Source organism: Photobacterium sp. 2_MG-2023, from assembly GCF_030547675.1.
Classification (GTDB): domain Bacteria; phylum Pseudomonadota; class Gammaproteobacteria; order Enterobacterales; family Vibrionaceae; genus Photobacterium; species Photobacterium arenosum.
The window spans coordinates 461403-488395 of the sequence record NZ_JAUOQQ010000001.1; the positions used below are offsets into that span (position 1 = coordinate 461403).

Sequence of the window (26993 nt, forward strand, 5' to 3'; positions counted from 1 at the left end):
AAAGTATTGATGCCAATGACGCAAAGTGGGTAATCGATAATACCTGGCTTCCAAACAGACAGTGTTTTTCTGCACCCCGTCAAAATACGTTATAAAAAAACCTCGCATTGGCGAGGTTTTTTTATGGTTAATCTTAGGTGCTTATTTCTGGAGTGATTGTCACCGGAAGCGGCGGCGGTTCCAGCTGCGGACAACAGAATAACGCCAGAATCCACGAATACCGAAGTAACCAATCAATGCGCAAATCGTCCCGCAGACTAAACAGCCCAGCAGAAACGGCGGGCCAATCTGGCTCATCTGCTGCTCAAGGAAGGCCCAGGACAGTTCGAAATGGAAAGGCTGATAGGGCACGTTCATCAGCCATGCTCCGAGCTTGTATGCCGCGTAGAACATGACCGGCATAGTGATTGGATTGGTAATCCACACCAGAGAAATGGAGAGCGGCAGATTGACGCCAAACAGGATGGCTAACCCTGCAGCCATGATCATCTGGCTGGGTAAGGGGACGTATGCCATAAACAGTCCCACCGCGAATGCACCAGAGGCAGACCGGCGGTTCAGACACCACAGGTTAGGGTTATGCAGCACAGTACCAAAAACTTTCAAAGCCTTGTGGTTTTTAATCATCTCTGGGCTGGGCAAGAAACGTTTTATCAGTTGTCTTGGCATCGTCTGTCGTTATTTTTAATGGCTGTTAGCGTCAGGTTGTCATGATGTTTCAGATGACAGCCGGTTTATCCATTGGCGTTTTGTCACTTCACTACTGGCAATCCTTACCAGACTACAAATGGTTTATTACAGCCATGATTATAGGTGGAGCGATATTTTTCTGTTTGCGTATCAACTTGTTTCTTGCGATCGCAATAGGTGGGCTCTGGGCTTGGGTAACTGCTGTTGACTATAGCAAGGCAGTCAATAGCCTTCCTCATGAGCGCGGGAATATTACCATAGTTGGCGAAGTTCGCAGCCTAATTAATCATAATATTCTTGATAAGCGATTCATTTTTGTTGCAGAGAGTGTGAAGGAACGCGATCTTCTGCGAAAAGATGCGATCCGTTTATTGCTTGACTGGCCGGCGGTGACGGATCTGAAACAAGGGCAACGGTATCAATTGGATATCAGGGTTCGTCGCCCCAACGGACGGGCAAATGCCGCAGGATTTGATGCCGAACGTTACGCGGTGGGGAGCGGTATCCATGGTACAGGGACTGTCATTGCCGGTACCTTGTTGTCGCAAAATGGCACTATGAGTTTGCGTCAGCGCTGGTTTGATCGCGCGGTGCAGCAAACAGACGGTTTCACCTACCGGGCCTATCTGTTAGCGCTCGGTTTTGGCGAGAGAGACGGTTTAGATCAGGATGACTGGTCGATACTTCGCGACAGCGGACTGGCTCACCTCATGGCGATATCCGGCCTGCATATCGGACTGGTTGTGGTGATTGGATGGGGTATCGGAAGCCGGGTACGGGGTACCTTGCCTGAGTCCGGGTATTGGCTCTGGTTACCCTTCTGGCTGGCATTATTGCTGGCGTATAGCTATGCCTGGCTGGCCGGATTCAGTATTCCCACTCAGCGCGCTTTACTGACATCGGTCTTGTGTCTGCTGATGATTCGTTGCGGTGTAGTGTGGAGCGGACTGCAATTGTGGTCTGTGATACTGGCCAGTTGTCTGATACTCAATCCGCTGGCGTCTTACTCGGCCGGATTGTGGTTGTCATTTGGTGCTGTGCTGGTTTTGTATCTGGCCAATACTGGCGGTATCCGGCGACGAAAGCAGGCTGAGCAGGTCCGAGTGCCATGGCGCGAGACAGTCCGTGTTTATGTGCTGCTGCAACTGGCACTGCTGGGGTTAATGCTGCCGTTGCAGTGGGTCTGGTTTGGCGGGATCTCGCTGGCAGCGCCGCTGATTAATTTACTCGCGGTGCCCTGGGTCAGTCTGGTGACTGTACCTTGTGTATTGCTGGCCGTGGTCACTATCACTGTGCCCGGTCTCTCAGGTGTGTTCTGGCAGTTAGCCGACTGGTCTCTGCATCCGGTTATCGCTCTGGCAAGTCTGGCGGAAGGTGCCTGGTGGCCACTGTCTGAAAGTCTGTTTATCGTCCTGCTGGCCATGGTGACGGGTATTGTGCTGTGCTGGCTTCTGCCCTGGCGACGCTTTTTGTCTCTGCAAGTGAGTCTGGTACTGGCGCTGTGGGGAGTCAGTGACTGGAGCAAGTCCCAAACGCTTAATCCTGACAGCTGGCAGGTCGATATGCTGGATGTCGGACATGGGCTGGCAATACTGATTCAGCGACAGGGCAGAGCTGTGCTTTATGATACCGGAAATAGCTGGCCGGGCGGGAGCATGGCTCTCTCGGTTATTGAGCCGGTATTGAGACGACAGGGCATTCGTCATCTGGACGGTCTTATTCTCAGCCATGCAGATGCCGATCATGCTGGCGGGACTTCAGATGTGACAGCACGTCTGAATCCGGCCTGGCTGCGCAGCAGTGACAAGCGCGAGGGCTTTGCACCTTGTGTACGCGGACGTTTATGGCGCTGGCAGGGATTGACCTTCAAGGTGCTCTGGCCGCCGGAAAGGGTAACAAAAGCCGCCAATCCGCATTCCTGCGTGATACAGGTGAGTGACCAGTGGCTAAACCCGGAATCGGACACATCGCTGTTGTTAACCGGTGACATTGATGCCATTTCGGAATTGCTGCTCGCCAGGCTGGAGCCGGATCTGAAAGCGGATATATTGCTGGTGCCTCATCACGGCAGTAACTCATCATCCACTCAGACCTGGTTAGATTCGTTGCAGGCGACATACGCCTTAGTCTCTGCTGGTAAATACAGCCCCTGGGCTTTACCGGCTGAGCAGGTAAAGCATCGTTACCTGATGCAGGGTTTGCACTGGCTGGAGACGGCCGAAGACGGCCAGGTCAGCATGCGTATTGAACAGGGCGAAGTGGTGGTCACACGCTATCGCAAAGACAGCCAGCGACACTGGTATCAACCGCTTTTCAGGCCGTGATTGAGTCTCTCAAATTGTGCTCGAACGGATAAAAAAGCATCGCTTTTCAGGATTTAAGAAGCACGAGAGCCTTGTAACTTACTTGGTGCATGACTCGTTAACGAGTAGAATAACCGCCACTAACAGATAACAATCGGTTTTACATGATACAAGCTAACGATCAATCCACCTGGGATACGTTCAAACGACTCTGGCCGTCAATCAGCTTATATAAGGCGGGTTTGATTGCTGCCGTTATCGCGCTGATCATTAATGCAGCCAGTGATGCATTGATGTTATCAATGATCAAACCTCTGATGGATGAAAGCTTTGGCGGTCTGAACAGTGTGGACTCCAATTTTCTGGCCAAGATGCCTTTTTATCTTCTGGGGTTGATGCTGGTTCGTGGCTTGAGTGGCTTTGTTTCCACTTACTGTCTGTCCTGGGTCTCCGGCAATGTTGTGATGAATATGCGCCGGCAGGTGTTTAACCACTTCATGACGATGCCGGTCAGTTTTTTTGACAAAGAATCATCCGGCGCACTCTTATCCCGAATTACCTATGACACTGAGCAGGTTGCCTCCGCAACCAGTGGTGCGCTGGTCAGCCTGGTTCGTGAAGGCGCGACCATTATTGCGCTGATGGGGATGATGTTCTGGAACAGCTGGCAACTGTCTGCCATTTTGCTGGTGATTGCCCCGGTGGTGGCTGTCAGTATTCGTGTGGTCTCAAAGCGTTTCCGCCTCATTTCTAAAAATATGCAGGACACCATGGGTTCTGTGACCTCATCGGCCGAGCAGATGCTGAAAGGGCACAAAGTGGTATTGAGCTATGGCGGCCAGCAGGTTGAGAAAAACCGTTTCGAGCAAGTCAGCAATCGCATGCGTCAGCAGACCATGAAGCTGGTGTCGGCTCAGGCCATTGCCAACCCTGTTATTCAGCTTATTGCGTCAATGGCGCTGGTTGCTGTGCTGATCCTGGCCAATACCGAAAGTCTTCGCAGTGAACTGACTCCCGGTACTTTTGCCCTGATCTTTGGTGCCATGTTCGGCATGATGCGGCCACTGAAAGCGCTGACCAATGTCACCTCTCAGTTCCAGCGTGGCATGGCGGCGTGCCAGACGCTTTTCGGCATCCTGGAGCTGGAAACCGAAAAAGATCACGGTACTTACGAAACGCAGCGCGTGAAAGGGGATGTGGCCTTTAATGACGTCACTTTCACTTATCCGACAAAAGATACTCCCGCACTGCGCAATGTCAGTTTTGACTTACCGGCGGGTAAAACACTGGCTCTGGTTGGCCGTTCAGGCTCGGGTAAAAGTACGATTGCTAATCTGCTAACCCGTTTCTATGACATAGATTCTGGCCTGATTAGCATAGATGGGCGTGACATCCATGATTATAAACTGGCAAACCTGCGCGATCAGGTGGCGATTGTGTCGCAAAACGTGCACCTGTTTAACGACACCATTGCCAACAATATCGCCTATGCCAGTGATGATAAATACAGCAGGAAAGATATAGAGAAAGCCGCTGAACTTGCTTACGCCATGGATTTTATCCAAGGTATGGATCAGGGGCTGGACACGGTTATCGGCGAAAACGGGGTCAGTTTATCCGGTGGTCAGCGTCAGCGTATCGCCATTGCCCGTGCCCTGTTGCGTGATGCGCCAGTGCTGATACTGGATGAAGCCACATCGGCGCTGGACACAGAATCTGAGCGCGCCATTCAGGCAGCATTGGATGAGTTGCAGAAAGACAAAACTGTGCTGGTGATTGCTCACCGTTTGTCGACCATTGAAAATGCCGATGAAATTCTGGTGGTGGACGAAGGTGAAATCATTGAACGCGGTGTCCATGCCGCGCTGCTGGAAAAAGACGGCGCCTATGCGCAGTTGCACCGAATTCAGTTTGGCGAATAAGCAGAGCGGGTCTCATGACAAATCTGATTGAAAAAATCTGGTTTGAGCGCCACCCGGCAGGGTGGGCGCTGGCACCTGTCTTCTGGCCATTAAGCAAGCTATTTGGCTGGATTAGCCGCCGGCGCCGACTCAGCTACCAATCCGGTAAAAAAGTGGCATACCGTGCCCGCGTGCCTGTGGTCGTCGTCGGCAATATTACCGCAGGCGGAAACGGTAAAACGCCGGTCGTTATCTGGCTGGTGGAACAACTTCAGGCGCAAGGTTTGACAGTGGGCGTGGTGTCCCGGGGTTATGGCGGCAAATCGGATCATTACCCGCTGCGCCTGAGCGAGAGCACAACAACGGCTGAAGCAGGTGATGAGCCGGTGTTAATTGCCCGTCGCACCTGTGCCCCTGTTGTAGTTGCACCAAACAGGGCGGAAGCGGTGAAAGTGCTGGAAAAGGACGTCGATGTCATTATCACCGATGACGGCCTTCAGCATTACGCGCTCGCCAGAGACATTGAGATTGTCGTCATCGATGGTAAACGCCGTTTCGGCAATGCGCAGTTGATCCCTATGGGGCCACTGCGCGAGCGCTGTGACCGATTGAACGAGGTCGACTTTCTGATCTGCAATGGTGGCGAAGCCCACCACAATGAAATTGCCATGCAACTGCAGCCCGGTGAGCTGGTGAATTTGCTGACGGGTGAACGCCGTGCACCAGACAGCCTGCAAAAGGTCGTGGCCATCGCCGGAATCGGTCATCCGCCACGCTTTTTTGCCACATTAAATGCGCTGGGAGTGTCCCCGGTTCATTGTCAGGCTTTCCCGGATCATCAGGCTTTTGAGGCCAGTGAACTGGAAGCGCTGGCAGAGCAAGGCGAACACCTGGTGATGACTGAAAAAGATGCGGTGAAGTGTCAGGCATTTGCCCGGCAAAATTGGTGGTATCTGCCTGTTGATGCCAAACTTTCAGAGCCTCAGTCAATCGAATTACTGAACAAAATTATAGAAGTGAAGGAAGAATATGGATCACCGTCTGCTTGAGATCGTTGCTTGTCCGGTATGCAAAGGCAAACTGCACTTTGATAAAGACAATAATGAACTGATTTGTAAATTTGATCGCCTGGCTTATCCGATAAATGACGGCATTCCAGTTCTGCTGGAGCCGGAAGCGCGCACTTTGAGTGCCGATGAGGTGATGTAATGGCATTCACTGTCATTATTCCGGCCCGTTATCAATCCTCCCGTTTGCCCGGCAAACCGCTGGCCGATATCGCCGGGAAACCGATGATTCAGTGGGTGTACGAACAAGCGAGTAAAGCCGGTGCCAGACAGGTCATTGTCGCGACGGATGATCAGCGCATCGCAGAAGTGGTGACAAGCTTTGGCGGCGAGGCGTGTCTCACGCGGGCGGATCATGAATCCGGCACTGAGCGCCTGGCGGAAGTGGTCGAAAAGTACCAGCTGGCTGCTGACGAGATAGTGGTGAATGTTCAGGGCGATGAGCCGATGATCCCGCCAAGTATCATTCGTCAGGTGGCGGACAATCTGGCTCGCAGTGACGCCCCTATGGCCACCCTGGCGGTGGAAATTGACCATGCTGATGAAGTGTTTAACCCGAATGCCGTCAAAGTGGTGATGGATAAAAACGGTTACGCGCTGTATTTCAGCCGGGCCTCCATTCCGTGGGATCGCGATAACTTTGCCAAGCGCCCGCAGGAGATCCATCAGAACCTGCTGCGCCATATCGGAATCTATGCCTACCGGGCGGGCTTCATCAATACCTACATCAGCTGGGAACCCAGCACGCTTGAGAAAATCGAGTCGCTGGAGCAACTGCGTGTGCTGTGGCACGGCGAGAAAATCCATGTTGATGTCGCCATTGAGCCGCCTCCGGCCGGGGTAGACACCCCGGAAGATCTGGATAAAGTCCGTTTGCTGATTAAGTAAGTGGGATAACTCGACATGAAAACAGCCGACCAAGAGGCCGGCTGTTTTTTTCATTCACCATTCTGATTCCTCTCCCCCCGCATTTAATGGTTCTGGTCGCATCAGTGATATCTTTCGCAGACTTTTTCTTTCAATCAGTTATAAAATCAGTTGCTTAAGAGGGGCTGGTTGAACGCTCGTGTGTTCCGGGTGGGTCCTATCTCTGAATCTTCTTCACTGTTAATGGCTGGTTGATAATGCAAAAGATTTCACGAAGAGGTCTACTGAAAAGTGCTGTGATTGCTGGTGTGGCGGGCACCACAGGCGCATGGTGGCTCCATGATACCCAAACGCCGGAGGCGGCTTTGGATGAGATGTTCAATGATGCTTTAACCGATTTACCGGCTGCATCTATCGGCGCGGTTCTGATCAAAAATGGTCAGGTGGTGTGGGGCAGAGGGTTTGGCTACCAGAACCTGGAAAACAGAGTGCCAGCAACGCTGGACAGTATTTGGCCGACACTGGGATCTGTCTCTAAGCTGGTGACCTGGATAGCGCTGATGCAGCTGGTGGAGCAGAATCAGGTCCGGCTGGATGATGATGTCAGTGACTACCTGGGGTTCACATTGCGCAATCCGCATTTTCCGGATACACCGATTACTCCTTATCACTTGCTGACTCACAGTTCGTCGCTGTCGACCCGGAAAATGACATCGGCACCTGACAGCATGGCCGATTTTTTCTGCAAGCAGGACTCGGTTGATTTGAAAACCTGGGTGACGACTTATTTATCGCCGCGGGGCGCTCAACACGATCCGGCCTTGGCGTTTGATCCTTATCAGCCTGGAGATTTTTCGCAATTAACACCAGACCCCATTGGGGTGATTGCAGGTTATTCGAGCCTGAATACCATGGTCGCAGCCTGCTTGATTGAGCAGGTGAGCCGCCTCTCATTTGAAGACTATACCCAGCAGCATATTTTTTCGCCCTTAGGTTTGAAGGATATCGGTTGGCAAAAGGCTGAATTGGATCAGCAAAAAATCATCACGCCTTATGAGGCCAAAAACAGCCCAAGAGCCCCAATCATGGCAGTATTTACCCAGCAGATGAAGGACAGAGGCTATTTGGACCGGACGGCTGTTACAGCGGATGATCATAAAACCTATTTTGCCTTTAATGATTGTCAGTATTTTTCACCGTTGAATGCTGCGGCGTTATTAGGATCTTCCACCAACGCATTTGTCACCCTGATGTGTGCCTGTTTGCCCCAGGATAAAACGACGCCTGCTCTGCTTAAAAGAGAAACGCTGAATAGCATGTGGCAGGTTCAGCGCCATGATCCGCGTACGGGGAGTACGCTTGGGCTGGGCTGGTTTCAATTCAAATCTTCCCGTTACGGGGCATTTTGGGGCCATGATGGCGGTGGGCCGGGCATTCTATCTCGCGTCATGGTTGATCCGGAGACAGGGGATGGCTTGGTGTTGTTGATTAATAATTTTTTTGTTGATTTCAGAAAGCGCGCCGCGCTGATTGATCAGATGATGAAAACGCTGGAAAGGTTTTGAAAAATGGGCATGACGTAAACATGTGATAACCCTGAATGCAAACAGCCCGGTCAGGACCGGGCTGTTTGTGTATCCGTATTGCTAGCGGATCAGGCGTTGGCCCGCTCACCACTGATTTCTTCATCGCTGTCGAAAATGCTGTTGTCTGCTTGTCCCAATACCCGGGATGTCACTGTACCGGCAGTCATCGAACCGCTGACATTCACCGCAGTACGGCCCATATCAATCAGAGGCTCAATGGAAATCAGCAGGCCAGCCAGTGCCACCGGCATATCCAGCGCAGACAGAACGATAATGGCGGCAAACGTTGCCCCGCCACCCACGCCGGCAATACCGAATGAGCTGATAGTAACGATTGCAATCAAGGTCATAATGAAGCCCGGATCCAGCGGGTCAATGCCAAGGGTCGGGGCAATCATCACTGCCAGCATGGCCGGGTACAAACCAGCACAGCCGTTCTGGCCCATGGTGGCACCGAAAGAGGCAGAGAAGTTAGAAACGGCTTCACCGTTACCCAGTTTTTTCACCTGAGTCTCAATGTTCAGTGGCAGGGTGCCTGCGCTGGAACGTGAGGTGAAGGCGAAAGTCAGCACCGGCAGGATTTTTTTCAGGAAACGCACCGGGTTCACACCGACACCAGCTACCAGAATCAGGTGCATTACCAGAATCAGCCCCAGGCCGACGTAGGAAGCCACCACGAAGTTGAGCAGATTCAGAATATCGCTGTAGTTTGAACCGGCAACGACTTTGGTCATCAGTGCCAGTACGCCATACGGTGTCAGAGCCAGCACCATGCGCACCAGAGTTCGGACAACTTCCTGTGCTACATTGACAAAGGTTTCCAGGCTCTTGCCCAGTTCTGGCTGAGTGCGGATAACGGTCAGGCTGGCGACACCGATGAACGCGGAGAAGATCACCACTGCAATGGTTGAGGTTGGACGGCTGCCTGCCAAATCGGCAAACGGATTACCCGGGAAGAAAGAAATAATCATGTCAGCCAGAGACAGCGTCTCTACCGAGGCCAGACGGGTCTGCAGTGCTTCACCTCGGGCAATTTCACGCGCGCCCTGAACAATGCCTTCAGCGCTCAGACCAAACATGTTGCTGACCAGAATACCTATCAGTGCAGATACGGCTGTGGTTGCCAGCAGGATACCAATGCTCAGGCCTGAAATTTTGCCCAGTGAACCAGCATTTTTCACTTTCACGATAGCGGCAATAATCGACACCATGATCAAAGGCATCACAATCATTTTTAACAGGCTGACATAGCCTGAACCGACAATACCGACATACTTGAGTGTGGTTGCAATGGCTTCATGCCCGGCACCGTAAAAAAACTGCAGCGCCGCACCAAAAATGACACCCAGTCCCAGACCTGTAAATACACGCTTAGACAGGGTTTGATCACTGCTTTGTTGTTTCACCAGAAAGGCAATCAGCAGCGCAAATACCGCCAGGTTCACGATTAGAAACATACTTCTCTCTATTCATAAGGTATCCAGCCTGCATAACATGTTGCGCAGAGCTGTCAAAAAATGTTTTCAGCATCATAGGGATTAAGCGGAGTTTAAGGAATGTTTCCTAATTACTTTAACTATTCAAAAATCGAACATGTTAAAACCAAATGGAATATTGGTTAAGCTGTAACCTATTGGAGGGGAATAATTGTGCAGTGACAGCCAGCAATGAGCTGGCTGTTGTATTGAAGCGTTTCAGGCGGCGGTGTTGTTGGCGACAGGCTGCACGACATTGACGGGCGCGGCGCTGTCGGCCATGTCACGCAATTTCTGCCACCATTTACCCAGCGTTTCATGCCAGAATCGCTCTGTTTGTTCCAGATACTGGGCTTTAGGTGCGTATTTTAGCCAGGGCTGGTGGATTTCATCACTGGCGAGATAATTTGTCGGGGCAGGAATCGGGCTCAAGCCAGCCTGACTGAACTCGGTGATGGCACGCGGCATATGGCTGGCTGAAGTCACAAGAACCAAGTTGCGCTTGCCGACCACAGAAGCGGCCTGAAAGGCTTCTTCCCAGGTATCTTTTGCGGTTTCCAGCAAAAGTATATCCAGTTTATTCACCCCTAATGCGATGGCCACTTTTGCCATCATTCTGGCCTGACTGATTTCAGTGCCTCCGTCATAGCCTGACAGGATGATTTTGGAACCGGGTGACAGATTATGGATACGTATGGCTTCAGCAAGGCGCATCAGCGAGGCGCGTGACAGCTCAGAGGTGATAGGCAGATCTTTGTCGACTACATGGCTGTTACCTAGCACCATAATGTAATCCACCGGCTGTCCGGAAGGAATATAGCCTTTATACTGACGTTCTAACGGGGTCAGCAGGCTACTCGAGACAGGCTGAAAGGCAACCAGGAAAATACCCAATAAGGAGACGGCCAGCATGTACCCGGCCAATTTATGGCGACGGGTAAACCAGAGTATCATCAACCCTGTGATGCCCACGATCAGCAGCAAAGGAAGGGGCATCAAAAAAGCTGACAAGATTTTTTTCAGTTCAAACATATCAGGTCGTCCGAAATTTCAGCAATTGAGCTTGAATACGCGCTCCAAGTCTTTATTACTCTAAAGCTTGTGACACAATAAGCATCTGACTAGGCCACTATCATAACGAAAACTGACGTGATCAGAGATCGAAATTTTGATGATTTAGCCCAAAAGTTCTCAGAAAACATCTACGGTACAGCAAAAGGGCTGATCCGTCAGACTGTCGTATGGCAAGATTTGGAGCAGATTTTACATACCCTTGACGCGACATCAGCAGAGCCGGGCGCATTATTGCATGTGCTGGATGCTGGCGGCGGAATGGGACAGTTATCGCAATTGATTGCGAAACGTGGTCATACCATCACTTTATGTGATCTTTCTGGAGAAATGCTGAAACTGGCAGGTGTGGAAATTGCCAAAAATGGCCTGCTTGAGCAATATCGACTCATACATTGTCCGGTGCAGCAGGTTGATCAATACCTGGATGAGCCGGTCGATTTGATTTTGTTCCATGCGGTAATGGAATGGCTGAGCGATCCGCGTGCCGTACTCGAACACCTGATGAAGCAGCTGAAACCGGGCGGGATAGTGTCCGTCATGTTTTATAACCATAATGGCTTGCTGTTTAAGAACCTTATTTGCGGTAATCTAACCCACGTAGAACAAGGGATGCCACACCGCAAACGATTCAAGCTTCAGCCCCAGTCGGCACAGACACCGGAAGAGGTGTATGCATGGCTCACGGAAGGCGGTTTTACCATTTTGGGTAAAACCGGTGTACGGACTTTTCATGATTACATGCGTACCGACAGGGTGGGTGACTACAGTCTTGAACAATTACTGGCGATGGAGCAGCGTCTCTGCCGTCAGGAACCGTATTTATCTTTAGGGCGGTATATCCATGTATACGCTCAGAAACCGTTGCAGTAAGAAACATAAAGCCGGTTGCAAGTAATAAATCTAACAAATAAGGACAACGGATGAGTGACCAATCCCAGACTGTTCCTGAGCTGGTGACCTGGGTGAAACAACATGAATTCGCCCTTAACCTGCCAACGGAAAGACTGGCATTTTTATTGGCGATTGCCGTGTTGAGCGGCGAGCGTCTGGATGAGGAACTGGGGGAAGGTGAACTGGTTGATGCGTTCAAAATCGTGAGCGATATGTTTGACCAGTCGAAAGACACCCTGGTTTTCCGCGCCAATAACGCAATCAACGAACTGGTGCGCCAGCGTCTGATTTCCCGTTTTACCAGTGAAATGACAGAAGGTGCCAGTATTTACCGGCTCAGTCCGTTGGCACTGGGTATTGCCGATTACTACGCCCGTCATCGCGAGTTCTCATCGATGAAGCTGTCGATTCAGTTGGCTATGGTGGCCGATGAGCTGACCAAAGCAGCGGTCGCTGCCCATGAAGGCGGCAATGAACAGCACTGGAAGATCAACGTCTATGCGGTACTGAAATATTCAGTGGCCGAGATTTTTGATCGTATCGATCTGAACCAGCGCACCATGGATGAGCAGCAGCAGCAGGTGAAAGAAGACATTGCTGAACTGCTGAATCAGGACTGGCGTGCGGCCATTACCAACTGTGAAAGCCTGCTTAATGAAACCTCCAGTACGCTGCGCGAGCTTCAGGATACTCTGCAAGCAGCCGGTGATCAGCTGCAAACCCAGCTGCTTGCCATTCAGGATGCAGTAAGCACAACCTCGGATCTGGATCTGGAATATGTCGAAGGCATGGTGTACTCGCTGCAGGCAAAACTGGACCGGATCATTAACTGGGGTCAGCAGGCAATAGACTTGTGGATCGGCTACGACCGCCATGTGCATAAGTTTATCCGTACCGCCATTGATATGGACAAAAACCGTGCCTTCAGCCAGCGTTTGCGCCAGTCGGTCGCCGAGTTTTTCGACGCACCATGGCAGCTCACTTACGCCGATGCTGATCGCCTGCTGGACATGCGTGATGAAGAACTGGTCCTGCGTGACGATGAAGTAACAGGCATAGTGCCGGAAACGGTTGAATTTGAAGAACTGAGCCAGGTCAATGATCAGCTCAGTGAAAGAATTGCTGAAATGCTGGATATTCATAAATCTCAGGGCGCCGCCATTAATCTGGGCGCCTTGATCCGGGAATATCTGAGCCAGCATTCCCATGCACAACATTTTGATTTAGCTCGTATTATTGTCGATCAGGCCGTGAGGCTCGGTTATTCCGAGTCGGATTTCAGTGCGATTCAGCCTGATTGGGAACTGATCAACGACTACGGAGCCAAGGTACAAGCCAATGTCATTGACAAATATTGAAGAATTTATGCCAGAGAATCTGGCCAAAGCCATTGCCAACCCCTTGTTCCCGGCATTGGATAATGCATTGCGTTCGGGCCGCCATGTTTCCAGCGAAGATTTGGATAATCACGCCTTTTTGCTGGAGTTTGAGCAGGACCTGATGCTGTTTTATAAGCGCTATAACGCTGAACTGGTCAGAGCCCCTGAAGGCTTCTTCTATCTGCGTCCCCGCTCCACCTCGCTGATTGGCCGCTCTGTGCTGTCTGAGCTGGATATGCTGGTAGGAAAAGTATTGTGCTTCCTGTACCTGAGCCCTGAACGTCTGGCTCATGAGGGGATATTTACCAATCAGGAATTGTTTGATGAGCTTTTGTCGCTGGCCGACGAAAAGAAACTCATGAAGCTGGTGACCAACCGGGCGTCAGGCTCTGATCTGGATCGTGAAAAACTGTTCGATAAAGTGAAAACTTCCCTGCGCCGTATGCGCCGTCTGGGCATGGTGATCATGCTGGGCGACAGCGGTAAATTCCGCATCAGTGAAGCGGTATTCCGCTTTGGTGCAGATGTGCGTAACAGTGATGATATCCGGGAAGCTCAGCTTCGCCTGATCCGTGACGGCGAAGCCATAGTGCACCAGCAATTGCCGACTCAATCCAGTTTGATTGAGGCAGAGCAACCGAACGACACTGCAAGTGATGAAGAAACCGAGCAAGAGGAACACGCCTGATGGAGCGCGGTAAGTACCAATCTCTGACCATGGTTAACTGGAACGGCTTCTTTGCCCGGACATTTGATATTGACCAACTGGTCACCACACTTTCCGGCGGTAATGGTGCGGGTAAATCCACCACCATGGCTGCGTTTATCACATCTTTGATCCCTGATCAGAGCCTGCTGCACTTTCGTAATACCACAGAAGCGGGAAGTTCCAATGCGTCCCGTGATAAGGGATTACACGGCAAGCTCAAGCCAGGCGCCTGTTATTCTGCGCTCGATATCGTCAACTCCAAGAACCAGCGCATTATTTTTGCGGTGAAACTGCAGCAGGTTGCCGGCCGGGACAAGAAAGTCGACATCAAACCTTTCCTGATCCAAGGCTTACCGTCAGCGGTGAAACCAACGGATATTCTGGTGGAAACCCTGTCTGAGAACCAGGCACGAGTGCGTCAGATCAATGAAGTGAAAGACGCTGTGTCTCAGTACGAAGGTGTGCAGTTTAAAACTTTTTCTTCTGTTACGGACTACCACACGCAGATGTTTGAATTCGGTGTTTTGCCGAAGAAGCTGCGTAACAGTACCGACAGGTCTAAGTTCTACCGTTTAATCGAAGCGTCGCTGTATGGCGGTATTTCCAGTGCTATTACACGCTCGCTGCGTGATTACCTGTTGCCGCATAACTCTGGCGTGAAGAAAGCCTTCCAGGATATGGAAGCGGCGCTGCGTGAAAACCGCATGACGCTCGAAGCGATCAAAGTGACCCAGAGCGATCGTGATCTGTTTAAACACCTGATCACTGAAGCGACCAATTATGTGGCTGCCGACTACATGCGTCATGCCAACGAGCGCCGTATCAAGCTGGAACAGACACTTGGTCTGCGTCGCGAATTACTGGGTTCACGCCAGACGCTGATCGATCAACAGCAGGTGTTCGGCAACATGTCGCAGGAGCTCGACGAGCTGAAAGACAACGAGAGTGCGCTGGAGCAGGATCATCAGGCGGCATCGGATCACTTACAATTGGTTCAGACGGCCGTTCGCCAGCAGGAAAAAATAGAGCGTTACCGTGATGATCTTCTTGAGCTGACTGAGCGTCTGGAAGAGCAGGTCATGATTGTCGAAGAAGCGGCTGAGCAACTGGCACTGGCGGAAGAACAGGCCATGCTCAGTGAAGACGAGGTCGACAGCCTGAAATCTCAGCTGGCTGATTATCAGCAGGCATTGGATGCACAGCAAACCCGCGCCTTACAGTACCAGCAAGCCGTTCAGGCGCTGGAAAAGGCCCGTCAGATTTCGGCAGATGACACGCTGGATCAGGAGAATGCCGCTGAACGGCTGTCCAGCCTGAAACAGCAGCAAGACAGTAAAACCACGGCATTGCTGGCACTCAAACATAAGCTGGATATGTCTGCAGCCGCGGCGCAGCAATTTGAGCGTGGTCTGCAGCTGGTGGTGACCATTGCCGGTGCTGTTGATCGTGCATCGGCAGGTAAAAAAGCCCGTGAATTACTGGCGACAGGCCGTGAATTGCGGATGATTGCTCAGCGCAGTGAACAGCTGAGTGCTCAGTATCGCGATCTGGAGCGCAGCATGCGTCACCAGCGTCAGGCCCAGGAACTGGCAGATACTTACGCTAAGCGTTTTGCCGTTGAGGTTGATGGCGAACGGGCGCTGGCTGAAGAGCAGGCCCGTCACGAAGCAACCTTAGAGAGCCTGGAGCAGAATCAGTCTGATCTGGTGGAAAAACGCAGTGAACTGCGCCGCCAGGAACAGCAGCTGGCGAAAGACATCAGCCTGCAGGAAGGCAAAGCACCGACCTGGATTGCTGCCAGTGATGCGCTGGAAAAACTGGCAGAACAATCTGGCCAGGATCTTTATGACAGCCAGGCGGTGATGACGGCCATGCACCAGACGCTGGAGTCTGAGCGTGACGCCATTCATGCCAGAGACAAGCTGGCAGTGCGCAAGCAAAATGTAGAACATGAAATCGAACGTCTGGCCTTGCCGGGCGGCAGCGATGATTCCCGTTTGCGTGTGATTGCCGATGTGCTGGGCGGTACCTTACTGTCTGAGATTTATGACGACATCACGATTGATGATGCGCCGTACTTCAGTGCCATGTACGGTCCTGCACGCCATGCCATCGTGGTACAGGATCTTCAGTCAGTCCGCGAGAAACTCTCAGGGCTGGATGACTGCCCGGACGATCTGTATATCATCGAAGGCGAAGCGGACTCGTTTGACGACAGCAGCTTTGTTGTTGACGAACTGGAAGGCGCAGTGTGCGTTCAGCTCAATCAGCAGCAGTTGCGTTATTCCCGATTCCCGAAAGTGCCACTGTTTGGCCGGGCCGCCCGCGAGCAGCGTCTGGCGATTCTGCGCGAAGAGCGTGATCAGATTGTTGAGGATCACGCCAAGGCATCTTTTGATGCGCAGAAACTTCAGCGTTTGTACCAGAGCTTCAATGCCTTCGTCGCCAGCCATCTGGCGGTCGCTTTCGATGCCGATCCGGAAGAAGCAATTCGTATCGCGCGTGAAAAACGTAATCAGATTCAGCGTCAGTTGAATGACACCGAAGCCACCGAGCAGCAGCAGCGCAGCCAGCTCACCGCTGCACGTGAAGGTTTATCGCTGTTATCCAAACTGCAGCCGGTCGTGGCCTTGTTAGAAGATGAGACGATCGCCGCCCGCCTTGAAGAGGTGGAGCAGCAGCTTTCCCAGATTGACGAAGCACGTCATTACCTTGAACGTCACGGCAAAGCACTGGAAGAGCTGGAAGGTCTGGTGTCGGCACTGGATACCGATCCTGAGCGGTTTGATGCCATGCAGGCTGAGTATCAGGATGCGGATCAGGCCCTTCAGACCCTGAAAAGCCAGATTTTTGCACTGGCTGATTTGGTTGAACGTCGCCACCACTTTGGCTATGCCGATGCGGTTGAGCTGCTGAGCAAGAGCTCTGAGCTCAACGAGCAGCTGAAAACCAAACTGGAAACGGCGGAACGCGAACGTGCCCGCCACCGTGAGAGCCTGAAACAGGCGCAGACTCAGAGCAACCAGTACAACCAGTTGCTGGCGTCGCTGAAAAGTTCACACCAGGCCAAGCAGGAAACCGTACAGGAATTTGAACGCGAGCTGCAGGAACTGGGTGTCCGCGCTGATCTAGAAGCGGAAGAACGTGCACGCCTGCGTCGTGATGAGTTGCATGAGCGTCTGCACAGTTCCCGTAACCGTCGCAGCGAGCTGGAAAAAGCCACCACGTCACTGGATATGGAAATGCGTAATCTGGTGAAGCGTCTGCGCAAGGTAGAAAAAGATTATATCGACTTACGCACCCTGGTGGTGAACACCAAAGCGGGCTGGTGTGCCGTGCTGCGACTGGCTCGAGAAAGTGATGTTGAACGCCGTCTGCATCGCCGCGAAATGGCCTACATGACGGCCGACGAACTGCGCTCATTGTCAGATAAAGCCCTGGGCGCACTGCGTCTGGCCGTGGCCGATAATGAAACGCTGCGTGATGCACTGCGTGCTTCTGAAGACGTATCACGTCCGGAGCGAAAAGTATTGTTCTACATTGCTGTGTACCAGCATCTGCGTGAGCGTATCCGCCACGATATTATCCGTACCGACGATCCGGTTGAGGCCATCGAAGAGATGGAAGTTGAGCTGGCTCGTCTGACAGAAGAGCTGACAGCACGTGAAAAGCGTCTGGCTATCAGCTCAGACAGTGTGGCGAATATCATCCGCAAGACCATTATGCGCGAGCAAAACCGCATTAAGATGCTGAACCAGGGTCTGCAGAACATCAGTTTCGGTCAGGTGAAAGGGGTGCGTCTGAATGTTAACGTGCGCGAAACCCATGAATCTCTGCTGACGGGTCTTGCTGATCAGCAGGATCAGCATCAGGATTTGTTCGGCAATAACCGTCTGACTTTCTCTGAAGCCATTGCCAAGCTGTTCCAGCGACTGAATCCGCATATTGATATGGGTCAGCGTTCACCACAAACTCTGGGTGAAGAGTTGCTGGACTACCGGAACTATCTGGAGCTCAGCATTGAAGTGAACCGTGGTACAGATGGCTGGTTGCAGGCCGAATCGGGCGCTTTGTCAACCGGTGAGGCCATTGGTACAGGTCAGGCTATCTTGCTGATGGTTGTGCAGAGCTGGGAAGAAGAAGCCCGTCGTCTGCGCGGTAAAGATATTATTCCATGTCGTCTGCTGTTCCTGGATGAGGCAGCGCGACTGGATGCCAAGTCTATCGCAACTCTGTTCGAGCTGTGTGATCGTCTGGACATGCAGCTGTTGATTGCTGCGCCAGAGAATATCAGCCCGGAGAAAGGCACCACCTACAAGCTTGTGCGCAAGATCTTTAAAGATCGGGAACACGTGCATGTGGTGGGTTTGCGTGGTTTTGGTCAGGAACCGAAAGGTGAGCCGGAACCGGGCAGGCAACTCGAGTTAGACCCGGCCTAAAACCTGACGAAAAACGAAAACCAGCGTGGAAACATGCTGGTTTTTTTGTCCTATCTTTTTCCTGTTCTCTCCAGCCCTCTGACTTGAGGGCTTTTGTATCAAGCGTTGTCTGAGCGATCACTTCGCCTCTTTTTATCCTGTTTTGCATCATCATGCGGTCAGTTTTGTCTTGTTCCTAAGACCTGTTTCTCAATCGTTAGTGTCACAGTCGATAGCGCTTTGGGGCTCGATAGAGTGCCTAGAATTTTAGTGTTGGAGTCGGCCATCTGACTAACCACTCAATGCATGTTTCAGGCGTGGCGGTCGGGTTGAGTGAATAGTGAATAACGAATGAATAAGTTTTGTCGTAGGGGTGATGACATGAAAAGTATAATTCTATTAATGCTCGCCATGATGGCAGTGGCGGGTTGTAGTGATTCAGACAGTGCGGATAATGCTGCGAATACACCATTAGATTCAGATGGTCAGCAGGAAGTACCCGTCACAATTGAAGTACCTGAAAACCCGGGTACGGATCCTGGTGATCCCGGTGGCCCTGGTAGTCCTGGAGACGGTTATGATGGTCCACGTAAAGTGTGTCTGGCCATTACGGGCCTGGAAATCAAAGGCAGTGCCGGTAATATTATTGAATACACCAATGAAGTGATTGAACAGGCGCTGAAGTCGGATCCAGATTGTGTGCCACCATCAGAAATTATCAATGATGCGCTGCCAGAAGGCATGGTGCTGATTGATTTACTGCATATGAGCAATGATTTGGCTTATCTGCTCAAAGGCGTGGGTCTGCCGGTTGATGATTATGTCAGTGTGACTCTGAATATTAACGACCAGGGTAGTTACGGTGGTGGTTATGATGTTGATCTTGATGGCGATATTGATATCAATACCGGTAGCCCTTATTCCTATGTTCAGGAATATGATGGTGACTACAAGAAAATTGATCTGGGCGGTAAGCTGGAATTTGCGGGCTTTAACCTGAAAGATAAGTATGGTTACCCACAAACCTATTCCATGATGATTGACCCTTATAGTGCCTTTAACATACAGGATAACGGTGCTTACGGGCTGTCAGGTAAAGGGATGTGGCTGGTGAATAAACTGGATGCTATCGATGTCGTGGGTGATATTCTGGACTCGGCTTGCGTGCAGGACAGCCTGAAACTGATTTATCTGTTTAAATCTCACTCCGATGGCCCAAGCTCAGGTGATCCTGATTATGTGACCACTGCAAGTGAGGATGATAACGGGGGCTATTCTTACGGTATGGCAAGTATTCCGAAAGGATACTATGACTTCGAAATCATGTGTGATGTCGATGATGCTATTCCCGAATTCTCCGGTTACGGCAACTACGATGTTGAAGTGACAGATAACGCAGACGGTAACTATGACATCTACTGAGTTATCGGGTTGATGTAAACACAACCGGTCGACTTTGTTCGACCGGTTTCTTTTTGTCACAAGCTTGAATTTCTGCTGAACAACTAGTCGATAATGCTGAAAATGCGTAATTTTAGCTTTTTACACAAGATCAATATCTCATTTTTGCGCAAAAATAATCTTAGTGTGTTCAGAACAACTCTTTGATTCCCGTCCTGTTTATAAACAATGTCGATGTTTTTAGTCGCGATTGCCCAGATAGGTCTGGTTGTTTTTTGACCTTCCATTCATTAAAGTTCTTTCCATTGCGTGTACAGGAACCAAAGAGAAACAACTATGACTTTCAGTGGCAAATTGCTTTCACCGGCGTTGAATGGACTCACACTACTAAAACAAATTGCACTCAGTTCAGTATTTGGTGTTGCTGTGATGGCGTATGGTATACATCCGGTTCAGGCATCTGTGACCACAAAGCCGACTAATCACCTGAAATCGACACTTAAATACGTGGAGCTAGAAGCGGAAGCGGGTGATAAGAATATGCAGCTTTTTCTGGGCCGGGCATATCTGGAAGGGAATAGCGGCATTGAGGCCGATCCACTGAAAGGGCTTTACTGGCTGGAAAAAGCCGCGGTAGATATGCCTGAAGTGAAAACGATGATCGGCGATCTGTTCAAAAAAGGCCAGTTGCTGCCGCAGAATAATGAGCTGGCAATCAACTGGTACAGCAAGGCGGCCAATGAAGGTGATATCCCTGCCATGGTCGAGCTGGGCAATTATTATGCTTCCGGCGCTGCAGGCGAGGTGAACTGCGGTAAAGCTATTCACTGGTTTACTCAGGCGTCGAATGGCGGCTCACTGGATTCAAAGCGTAATCTGGTCTGGTTATACGCAACCTGCTCAGATGAAAAAGCACGCGACGGCCACTTAGCGCTGAAGCTGGCTAAACAGTTAGTCAAAAAGTCAGAGGCAGATGCGGGTGATTATGACAATCTCGCTGCCGCTTATGCAGCCTGCGGTCAATTTAATCAGGCTGTCAGAGCGCAGGAAATCGCCCTTGATAAATTGGAGCAGGACGCAGAAGCGCAACGCATTGCGAAGTTTACTCAGCGCTTAAGGCTATATCAGCAAAACCAGACGATTTACAGCGCTTCATTGTAATACCCATTTCGCATAACAACACCTGAACGGTTATTTCTTCTCCTGTTATGCATTAAAGCCTTCACAGTGTTGTGAAGGCTTTCTTTTGTCCCATTTCGAATACAGATTTTTACCTCAACTGGCAGTATTTTGCCGATAATTAATACATAGCTGTGTTTTTTGTAATGGGCGCTGTTGTGATACCTCCCGAACGTGATATATCCGATATTGTAAGCGGTGACATTCTGGATTTCTCATCTGGAAACAACCGGTTGAATGCTGCAGGTGGCGACGCGGGTATTCGTAAACTGGCCGATGCATTTTGTCAGTGTATGGAAACGCAACCCGAACTGGCTGTAATTCGCGCCAAGTATCCGGACGATCTCACTGATTTTCGTGAAACGCTGGCGACTTTTCTGCTGACTTGGATACGGGGTGAAGTGCCGCTGTACACTAAATCGAATGGTCGGCGTTACCTGAATACCAATCAGCGGCGGGTTCGCCTGAACAGCGCCGAGAAAGCAGCATGGCTTCGCTGTATGCAACAGGCACTGGATACTCAGCCCCTGAGTGAAGTGTTTAAGCGGTATGTTATGGTGCAGTTAACCTTGTCGGCTGAAATGACGCGAAAGGCCTCTGAATAGCAAAGGGCTGGCTGTCGATTTCTTTTACACCCTCTCTTTGTTCACCTTATTTTTGTAAATAAAAACAAAGCATTATAAGGTGGCTTGCTGCTTGCATAGCCTAGTTACTCATGTTGTAGATTGGAGAGCAAGGCATGAAGTTATTGAATGGGTTAACATTGACGGCATTGTGCTGTTTTGGCACTTCAGTCAATGCTGCTGAAATCAATTTAGCGGCACCGGGTGTGGATCAGGCAGTATTGACGATGGGCAACCAAGGTGACAGCTATGTGGCTGTTTATCAGCAAACCGGGGCCGGGTCGGGTAATCTGGGATCATTTCTTCGTGTTCAGGAAAGCGGAAACGGTAACGGGAATGGGAACAGCAATGGGGATGGAAACGGTATCCAGGAAGGTTTTAATACCAGCACCACTGATCCTTATATGATGGATCAGCACCCGTCGGGTAATTTTACCCGTGATGTCACCTTCTCTGAATTGCAGTCACTGGATGGTTTCTATGCCTTTATTCTCGATGCTAATGAAACCGGTAATAATAATGAAATCGTGCTCACTAACCTGATGCTGTTCTCAACAAGTGTTGCCAGCCAGAATGTGGATGATATTGCGAACTTGCAGAATAGTACTTTGCTCTGGAGTCTGGACTGGGATGACAATGGTGCTTTTCAGGATAACTCTGTGCGTTTGGATACCAGCAAGAATAACAACGGCCCAGGTAGCGGTGCGACGGATTTAGTGTTCTTAATCAATGAGAATTACTTTGCCAATATTCCCGCCGGTCAGAACAATTTCGTTCTCTACTCCAGCTTCTCTGAGTTTGATTCAGGCTTTGAAGAGTGGGCACATGACCAGGTGGCATTTGATCCGGATGGTGGCGATCCGCCAACGCCCGTATCAGAGCCGGGTAGCTTGGCATTACTTGGCCTTGGCTTATTAGGGCTATTAAGAAGCCAACGCAGACGGCGCATTACGCAATCATGAACGATGTCATAAAACCATAAGCCGGAAAGGGAGTGTTCACTCCCTTTTTTCATGATTCTGATCCTTTCAGTTAATCTTGCGGGGACTTCAGTAAGTCCTCCAGCGCCTGAATAGCAGCATCTACCCATTCCTGTAAGTTTCCTGCTTGTGACAAACCGGCACTGAGCTCAGAGCGCTGAATCTCGATATACATACGCTTCTACCTCCATGTTAAGTGTAGATCTGTTACGCCAGCGCCGGACGGCCAAACCGGTCGCCCAAAACCGGCTGCCCCAAAACCGGCCGCCAAAGACGGACAGGCACTCAAGTCGTCTTAGTGCTTGATTGATTCCATTAGAGAATGAATTGATATCTCAGCTTTCGCTGTTAACGGGTTCTGAGTGATGCTAATTTTTCCGGTCTATGGGTACAGGTCCCCATCGTTTTCAGGAAGAAGTATGGACATCTCTTTAGACATTCTCGCTATTTTATTCTTTGTGGCCGGTCTGGCTGCTTTTATTGATGCTATTGCGGGTGGCGGCGGGTTGCTGACCGTGCCTGCGTTATTGGCAGCCGGCGTGCCGCCAACACAGGCTCTGGCAACCAATAAACTGCAAAGCTCCTTTGGCAGTTTTTCGGCTACCTATTATTTTGTGCGTAACGGCCTGGTCGATCTCCGGCAAATGGTGCTGGCAATAATCTGTACTTTTGTCGGTTCAGCCGTGGGTGCGGAATTGGTGCAAGTGATTGATGCAGGGTTGCTGACGACTATGATTCCTGCTTTGCTGATTGTTATTTCTCTGTATTTTCTGTTTGCGCCCCAGGCCAGTATACATGGCGGTAAAGCTAAGATTTCTGACGGTCTTTTTGCCTTTACTGTCGGCACCAGCATTGGTTTTTATGATGGTTTTTTCGGGCCGGGAACCGGCTCATTGTTTACCATTTGCTTTGTCACTTTAGCCGGTCTGGGCATAGTGGAAGCGACAGCCCGTACCAAAGTGCTGAATTTCACTTCCAACATTGCCGCACTGATGTTCTTTATCATGGCAGGGCTGCCGGTATGGGAGATTGGCCTGGTGATGGCGTTAGGTGGATTCATCGGTGCCAGGATCGGTGCCAAAATTGTGGTCAGTAACGGACGAAAGTTAATTCGTCCTATGGTGGTGATCATGTCTATGCTGATGGCAGTAAAGCTGCTGTGGGAACAAAATCCGCAATGGTTTCAATAAGGTGCTTAACACGTTCTGAGCGGTAGCTGTGTTGTCGGTAGCAAAGATAAATGGGCCGGGCAAAGCCATCAAGAAACGCAAAATGCTGGCAATGCTGTTCTTTGATTGCCAGTGTTTTCACCACAGAAAGCGGCACCAGTGCAGGGGCTGCTCCGCCCAGTGCCAGTTTGGCGGCTGCGGTGTAAGAGTCCATTTCCATCAAAGGGCGGATCCCCGCCTGCTGCAATAATCCCGCCTGATAGGCATTGGCAGGATTGCTGAGATCATTGGTCAGCAGGCACTCTGGTGCCTCATCCAGCGGCTGATTGAACACCACAGTAAAAGGCTCATCGAATAGATGCCTTGCCTGAAGTCCGTGATGGGCGGGCAGGTGACCGGCACAAAACCCGACGGTTGCATCACCGGCCTGTACTCTCTCTACAATAACGGGAGTATGGTGGGTATTGAGCACTATATGAGGGTCGTCTTTCAGAAAGCTTCCCATTAAGGCGGCAAGATAACCAGCGACCAGGGTTTCAGAACAGGCCAGAATAACCGGGCTATGATCCCGGATGGCCTGTTGATCGAAGATCTGGCCTTTCAATTCATTGAAACCGGGGCCGACCTGCGCCACTAATGCCTGCGCATCCGGGGTTAACTTGATATTCCGGCCATCAGGCACAATCAGCTTTTTGCCTAACCGTTGTTCAAGCCTGGCGATACGTTTACTGACAGCACTCTGGCTGATGTATAAACGGCTGCCGGCACGGCTCATGGTGCCTTCTTTTGCAAGTACCAGTAATGTTTCCACACCTTCAAGCAGCACAATAGCTCCTGGTGCATTATTGATGAATAGTTGGAATCGATGATAGCAAAGCCAGCGGGGGGAGGCGATGGTCGAGCGGGAAAATAACAGATAAACCGCCAGTAAACTGTCCGGCGGTTTATCAGAAAGGAAGCTTAGTGGTGGCCTGAGGTATCGTCGGGATGCGTCTGCGTAATACTGCCTACTTCCAGCATAGGTGCCACATCCAGATGTTCGGCATTCATCATGGAAGAAATGCGCTGTACCGACGATAGCAGCAGCGACTGTTCCCACTCGTCTAACTGCTGAAAACGGGAAACAAAACTTTCCTGCAAAGGCAGCGGGGCTTTATCCAGATTAGCCAAGCCTTCCGCGGTGAGATGCGCATGTACTTTTCGTTTATCCAGCTTGCTTCTTTCCCTGATGACAAGGCCACGTTTTTCCAATCGGTCAAGAATCGTTGTTGCTGTTGCCTGACTCATATTGGTGTTGCTGGAAAGCTGGCGAATAGTCACTTCACCTGAATCGCGTATGGCTTTCATGAGTACCAATTGCGGTCCGGTCAGACCGGTTGATTTGTTCAGTTGTCTTGAATGCAGGTCGATCGCTCGGATTATTTGTCGCAGGGCGATGAGGACTTCTTCATGTTTGTCCATGTTGCTCTCCCACCTTGTTGCCGCACGGAACATCAGGCGATGGATTGTTGCGTGATAGAAACGGCAAAAGCACTTATTGATTCAGGTTGTCTGAGTAGTTAGCTGACGTGATGGTTTATCTTTTTCAGCCAGACCTTCAGTAAAGCCAAAATTCTAGCACGCCAATTAATAAGCCAGCTATCAAAAATGCTGTAAAAACCATGATTTGCTCGATTTATCGGCTTCTGACATCAGGAAGCAGCGACGAACAACTCAGGTAATTCCTGATAAACAGATTAGCTGTCGATTCCTGCTGATAATTTCTATTGTAGATTAGTGGAATAGTTATCGGACCCACACCGAAATCTCGATAAGGAGCGGTGGACTATTCTGAGGCACACTAATGAAAATGGCTAAACCTTGACCACTGCGTGTCGTATTTTTTTGTTTGTACGGATTTTGGTCACTGTTTTTCAAATTGTTTCTACTTGTTACTTGTTATTGTTGTTTTCGTGAATAATAATAATTCTCAATATAAGCCTCATTATTTTTAATTTCACCAAGGACGATACGCCCAAGATGAAGAAGACTTTTACCCTTTCTCTGCTGGCTGCTTCTGTCGTGGCCTCCGCTTCAGCGCATGCTGCTGTTTCTAAGCAAGATGTGGTCAGCCACTACGCAGATATTGCTTTTAATGTTTTCAGTGATGCCCGGACAACGGCACAAAATCTGGACAAAGCCATTGATGCTTTGATTGCTGCTCCTTCTGAAAAGACGCTGGCTGAAGCCAGAGAGGCCTGGAAGCTGGCTCGTATCCCTTATCAGCAATCGGAAGTGTTTCGTTTTGGTAACACAGTTGTAGACGACTGGGAAGGTCAGTTGAATGCCTGGCCTTTGGATGAAGGTCTGATCGATTATGTTGCTCAGGGTTACCACTATGAGCTTGGTAATGATGGTGCCACCGCTAATATCATTGCAAATGAAACGATTCAGGTGGGTAATGCAACGATCAATGCGGTGCAAATTACTCCTGAGTTACTGGCGGATATGAATGAAGTCGGTGGTTCAGAAGCTAACGTCGCCACCGGTTATCATGCTATTGAGTTTTTGCTGTGGGGCCAGGATTTGAATGGTACCTCTGCTGGTGCCGGTGAGCGTGCCTATACCGATTTTGCAAATGGTGAAGCTTGTACTAACGGCCATTGTGATCGCCGCCGTGCTTACCTGAAAGCGACATCTGAGCTGCTGCTGACAGATCTGGACTGGATGGCTAAGCAATGGTCTGTCACCGAGAAAGGCAATTACCGCAGCGAGTTGCTGGCGGATTCAGCGGATAACGGCTTGCGGAAAATGCTGTTCGGGATGGGATCACTGTCGCTGGGTGAACTGGCCGGTGAGCGTATGAAAGTGGCGCTGGAAGCCAACTCGACCGAAGATGAGCATGACTGTTTCTCAGACAACACCCATAACTCACACTTCTACAATGAGCAGGGTATTTATAACGTTTATACCGGTACTTACAAGCGTGTTGATGGCAGCACAGTGACAGGGCCGAGTATCCACGATCTGGTGGCTGAGAAAGATCAGCAAGCAGCCAAAGCGATTCATACTGAGTTCGACAATGCTCGCTCGCAGGTTTATAGCCTGGTTGAGTCTGCAGAGAAGAATAATCAGCATTTTGATCAGTTGATTGCGGCGGGTAATAAAGCGGGTAACAAGCTGGTTAATGACGCCATCATGTCGCTGGTGAAACAAACGGCGGAAATCGAGCGCGCGGCCAGTATTCTGGGTGTCACAAACCTGAATCCGGATACCGCTGACCATCAGTTTTAAACTGTGAT

22 protein-coding genes are annotated in these 26993 nt (G+C 50.5%); 16 read left to right on the forward strand and 6 right to left on the reverse strand.

Annotated elements, in window-relative coordinates; all coding sequences use genetic code 11:
• Window positions 1-159: 159 nt before the first annotated feature.
• Window positions 160-669, reverse strand: a complete 510-nt coding sequence (locus Q4491_RS02095) for a DUF2062 domain-containing protein (RefSeq protein WP_192017518.1) — start codon at window positions 667-669, stop codon at window positions 160-162.
• Window positions 670-713: 44 nt separating this feature from the next.
• Here Q4491_RS02095 and Q4491_RS02100 point away from each other — a divergent pair, with 44 nt between their 5' ends.
• The 6 genes from Q4491_RS02100 to Q4491_RS02125 all read left to right on the forward strand — a co-directional run bounded on the left by Q4491_RS02100 (window position 714) and on the right by Q4491_RS02125 (window position 8393).
• Window positions 714-3014 carry a DNA internalization-related competence protein ComEC/Rec2 gene (locus Q4491_RS02100; protein WP_303453939.1) on the forward strand — a complete coding sequence of 767 codons (2301 nt, stop codon included), beginning with the start codon at window positions 714-716 and terminating at the stop codon, window positions 3012-3014.
• 143 nt (window positions 3015-3157) lie between these two features.
• Complete coding sequence (msbA, locus tag Q4491_RS02105; protein WP_192017517.1) at window positions 3158-4915, forward strand: lipid A ABC transporter ATP-binding protein/permease MsbA; 1758 nt, start codon at window positions 3158-3160, stop codon at window positions 4913-4915.
• 14 nt (window positions 4916-4929) lie between these two features.
• The gene (lpxK, locus tag Q4491_RS02110) at window positions 4930-5943 is read left to right on the forward strand and encodes a tetraacyldisaccharide 4'-kinase (RefSeq protein ID WP_303453944.1); all 1014 of its coding nucleotides are present in this window, start codon (window positions 4930-4932) and stop codon (window positions 5941-5943) included.
• Window positions 5924-6103: a Trm112 family protein gene (locus Q4491_RS02115; protein WP_027253299.1), complete on the forward strand. Its 180-nt coding sequence runs from the start codon at window positions 5924-5926 to the stop codon at window positions 6101-6103. Before lpxK ends, Q4491_RS02115 begins: the two co-directional genes overlap by 20 nt.
• On the forward strand, window positions 6103-6849 hold the full coding sequence (gene kdsB / locus Q4491_RS02120; RefSeq protein ID WP_303453947.1) for a 3-deoxy-manno-octulosonate cytidylyltransferase: 747 nt from the start codon (window positions 6103-6105) through the stop codon (window positions 6847-6849). The genes Q4491_RS02115 and kdsB overlap by 1 nt, the downstream gene beginning before the upstream one ends.
• Before the next feature lie 236 nt (window positions 6850-7085).
• The gene (locus Q4491_RS02125) at window positions 7086-8393 is read left to right on the forward strand and encodes a serine hydrolase (RefSeq protein ID WP_303453950.1); all 1308 of its coding nucleotides are present in this window, start codon (window positions 7086-7088) and stop codon (window positions 8391-8393) included.
• 89 nt (window positions 8394-8482) lie between these two features.
• Here the strand turns inward: Q4491_RS02125 and Q4491_RS02130 are convergent, their stop codons facing one another.
• Both Q4491_RS02130 and elyC read right to left on the reverse strand, forming a co-directional pair.
• Window positions 8483-9871, reverse strand: coding sequence for an L-cystine transporter (locus Q4491_RS02130; protein ID WP_192017513.1), 1389 nt, complete (start codon window positions 9869-9871; stop codon window positions 8483-8485).
• A 237-nt stretch (window positions 9872-10108) separates the two neighbouring features.
• On the reverse strand, window positions 10109-10921 hold the full coding sequence (elyC, locus tag Q4491_RS02135; protein WP_192017512.1) for an envelope biogenesis factor ElyC: 813 nt from the start codon (window positions 10919-10921) through the stop codon (window positions 10109-10111).
• Between the two features lie 117 nt (window positions 10922-11038).
• On the opposite strand from elyC, the gene cmoM reads away from it, so the two are divergent.
• The 8 genes from cmoM (at window position 11039) to Q4491_RS02175 (ending at window position 22525) form a co-directional block, all read left to right on the forward strand.
• Window positions 11039-11833, forward strand: coding sequence for a tRNA uridine 5-oxyacetic acid(34) methyltransferase CmoM (cmoM, locus tag Q4491_RS02140; protein WP_303453957.1), 795 nt, complete (start codon window positions 11039-11041; stop codon window positions 11831-11833).
• Between the two features lie 50 nt (window positions 11834-11883).
• Complete coding sequence (gene mukF / locus Q4491_RS02145; RefSeq protein ID WP_303453960.1) at window positions 11884-13212, forward strand: chromosome partition protein MukF; 1329 nt, start codon at window positions 11884-11886, stop codon at window positions 13210-13212.
• Window positions 13193-13921 (forward strand): chromosome partition protein MukE, encoded by a 729-nt coding sequence (mukE, locus tag Q4491_RS02150; protein ID WP_027253292.1) that lies wholly within the window; start codon window positions 13193-13195, stop codon window positions 13919-13921. Before mukF ends, mukE begins: the two co-directional genes overlap by 20 nt.
• On the forward strand, window positions 13921-18381 hold the full coding sequence (gene mukB, locus Q4491_RS02155) for a chromosome partition protein MukB (RefSeq protein ID WP_303453966.1): 4461 nt from the start codon (window positions 13921-13923) through the stop codon (window positions 18379-18381). Before mukE ends, mukB begins: the two co-directional genes overlap by 1 nt.
• Window positions 18382-18741: 360 nt before the next feature.
• Window positions 18742-19782 carry a hypothetical protein gene (locus Q4491_RS02160; RefSeq protein ID WP_192017507.1) on the forward strand — a complete coding sequence of 347 codons (1041 nt, stop codon included), beginning with the start codon at window positions 18742-18744 and terminating at the stop codon, window positions 19780-19782.
• 315 nt (window positions 19783-20097) lie between these two features.
• Window positions 20098-20922, forward strand: a complete 825-nt coding sequence (locus Q4491_RS02165; RefSeq protein ID WP_218383187.1) for a tetratricopeptide repeat protein — start codon at window positions 20098-20100, stop codon at window positions 20920-20922.
• 176 nt (window positions 20923-21098) lie between these two features.
• The gene (locus Q4491_RS02170) at window positions 21099-21545 is read left to right on the forward strand and encodes a globin (protein WP_192017505.1); all 447 of its coding nucleotides are present in this window, start codon (window positions 21099-21101) and stop codon (window positions 21543-21545) included.
• A gap of 134 nt (window positions 21546-21679) precedes the next feature.
• Window positions 21680-22525, forward strand: coding sequence for a PEP-CTERM sorting domain-containing protein (locus Q4491_RS02175; protein ID WP_218383192.1), 846 nt, complete (start codon window positions 21680-21682; stop codon window positions 22523-22525).
• Window positions 22526-22595: 70 nt separating this feature from the next.
• Here the strand turns inward: Q4491_RS02175 and Q4491_RS02180 are convergent, their stop codons facing one another.
• Complete coding sequence (locus Q4491_RS02180; protein WP_269093539.1) at window positions 22596-22718, reverse strand: hypothetical protein; 123 nt, start codon at window positions 22716-22718, stop codon at window positions 22596-22598.
• Window positions 22719-22962: 244 nt separating this feature from the next.
• On the opposite strand from Q4491_RS02180, the gene Q4491_RS02185 reads away from it, so the two are divergent.
• Window positions 22963-23733: a TSUP family transporter gene (locus tag Q4491_RS02185; protein WP_303453984.1), complete on the forward strand. Its 771-nt coding sequence runs from the start codon at window positions 22963-22965 to the stop codon at window positions 23731-23733.
• Here the strand turns inward: Q4491_RS02185 and Q4491_RS02190 are convergent.
• Both Q4491_RS02190 and Q4491_RS02195 read right to left on the reverse strand, forming a co-directional pair.
• Window positions 23678-24538, reverse strand: a complete 861-nt coding sequence (locus Q4491_RS02190) for a LysR family transcriptional regulator (RefSeq protein WP_192017502.1) — start codon at window positions 24536-24538, stop codon at window positions 23678-23680. The genes Q4491_RS02185 and Q4491_RS02190 overlap by 56 nt on opposite strands.
• Before the next feature lie 134 nt (window positions 24539-24672).
• Window positions 24673-25173 carry a MarR family winged helix-turn-helix transcriptional regulator gene (locus Q4491_RS02195; RefSeq protein WP_192017501.1) on the reverse strand — a complete coding sequence of 167 codons (501 nt, stop codon included), beginning with the start codon at window positions 25171-25173 and terminating at the stop codon, window positions 24673-24675.
• Window positions 25174-25731: 558 nt separating this feature from the next.
• On the opposite strand from Q4491_RS02195, the gene Q4491_RS02200 reads away from it, so the two are divergent.
• Entirely contained in the window at window positions 25732-26985 is a 1254-nt protein-coding gene (locus Q4491_RS02200) for an imelysin family protein (RefSeq protein ID WP_303453991.1), read from the forward strand.
• The last annotated feature ends 8 nt before the right edge of the window (window positions 26986-26993 follow it).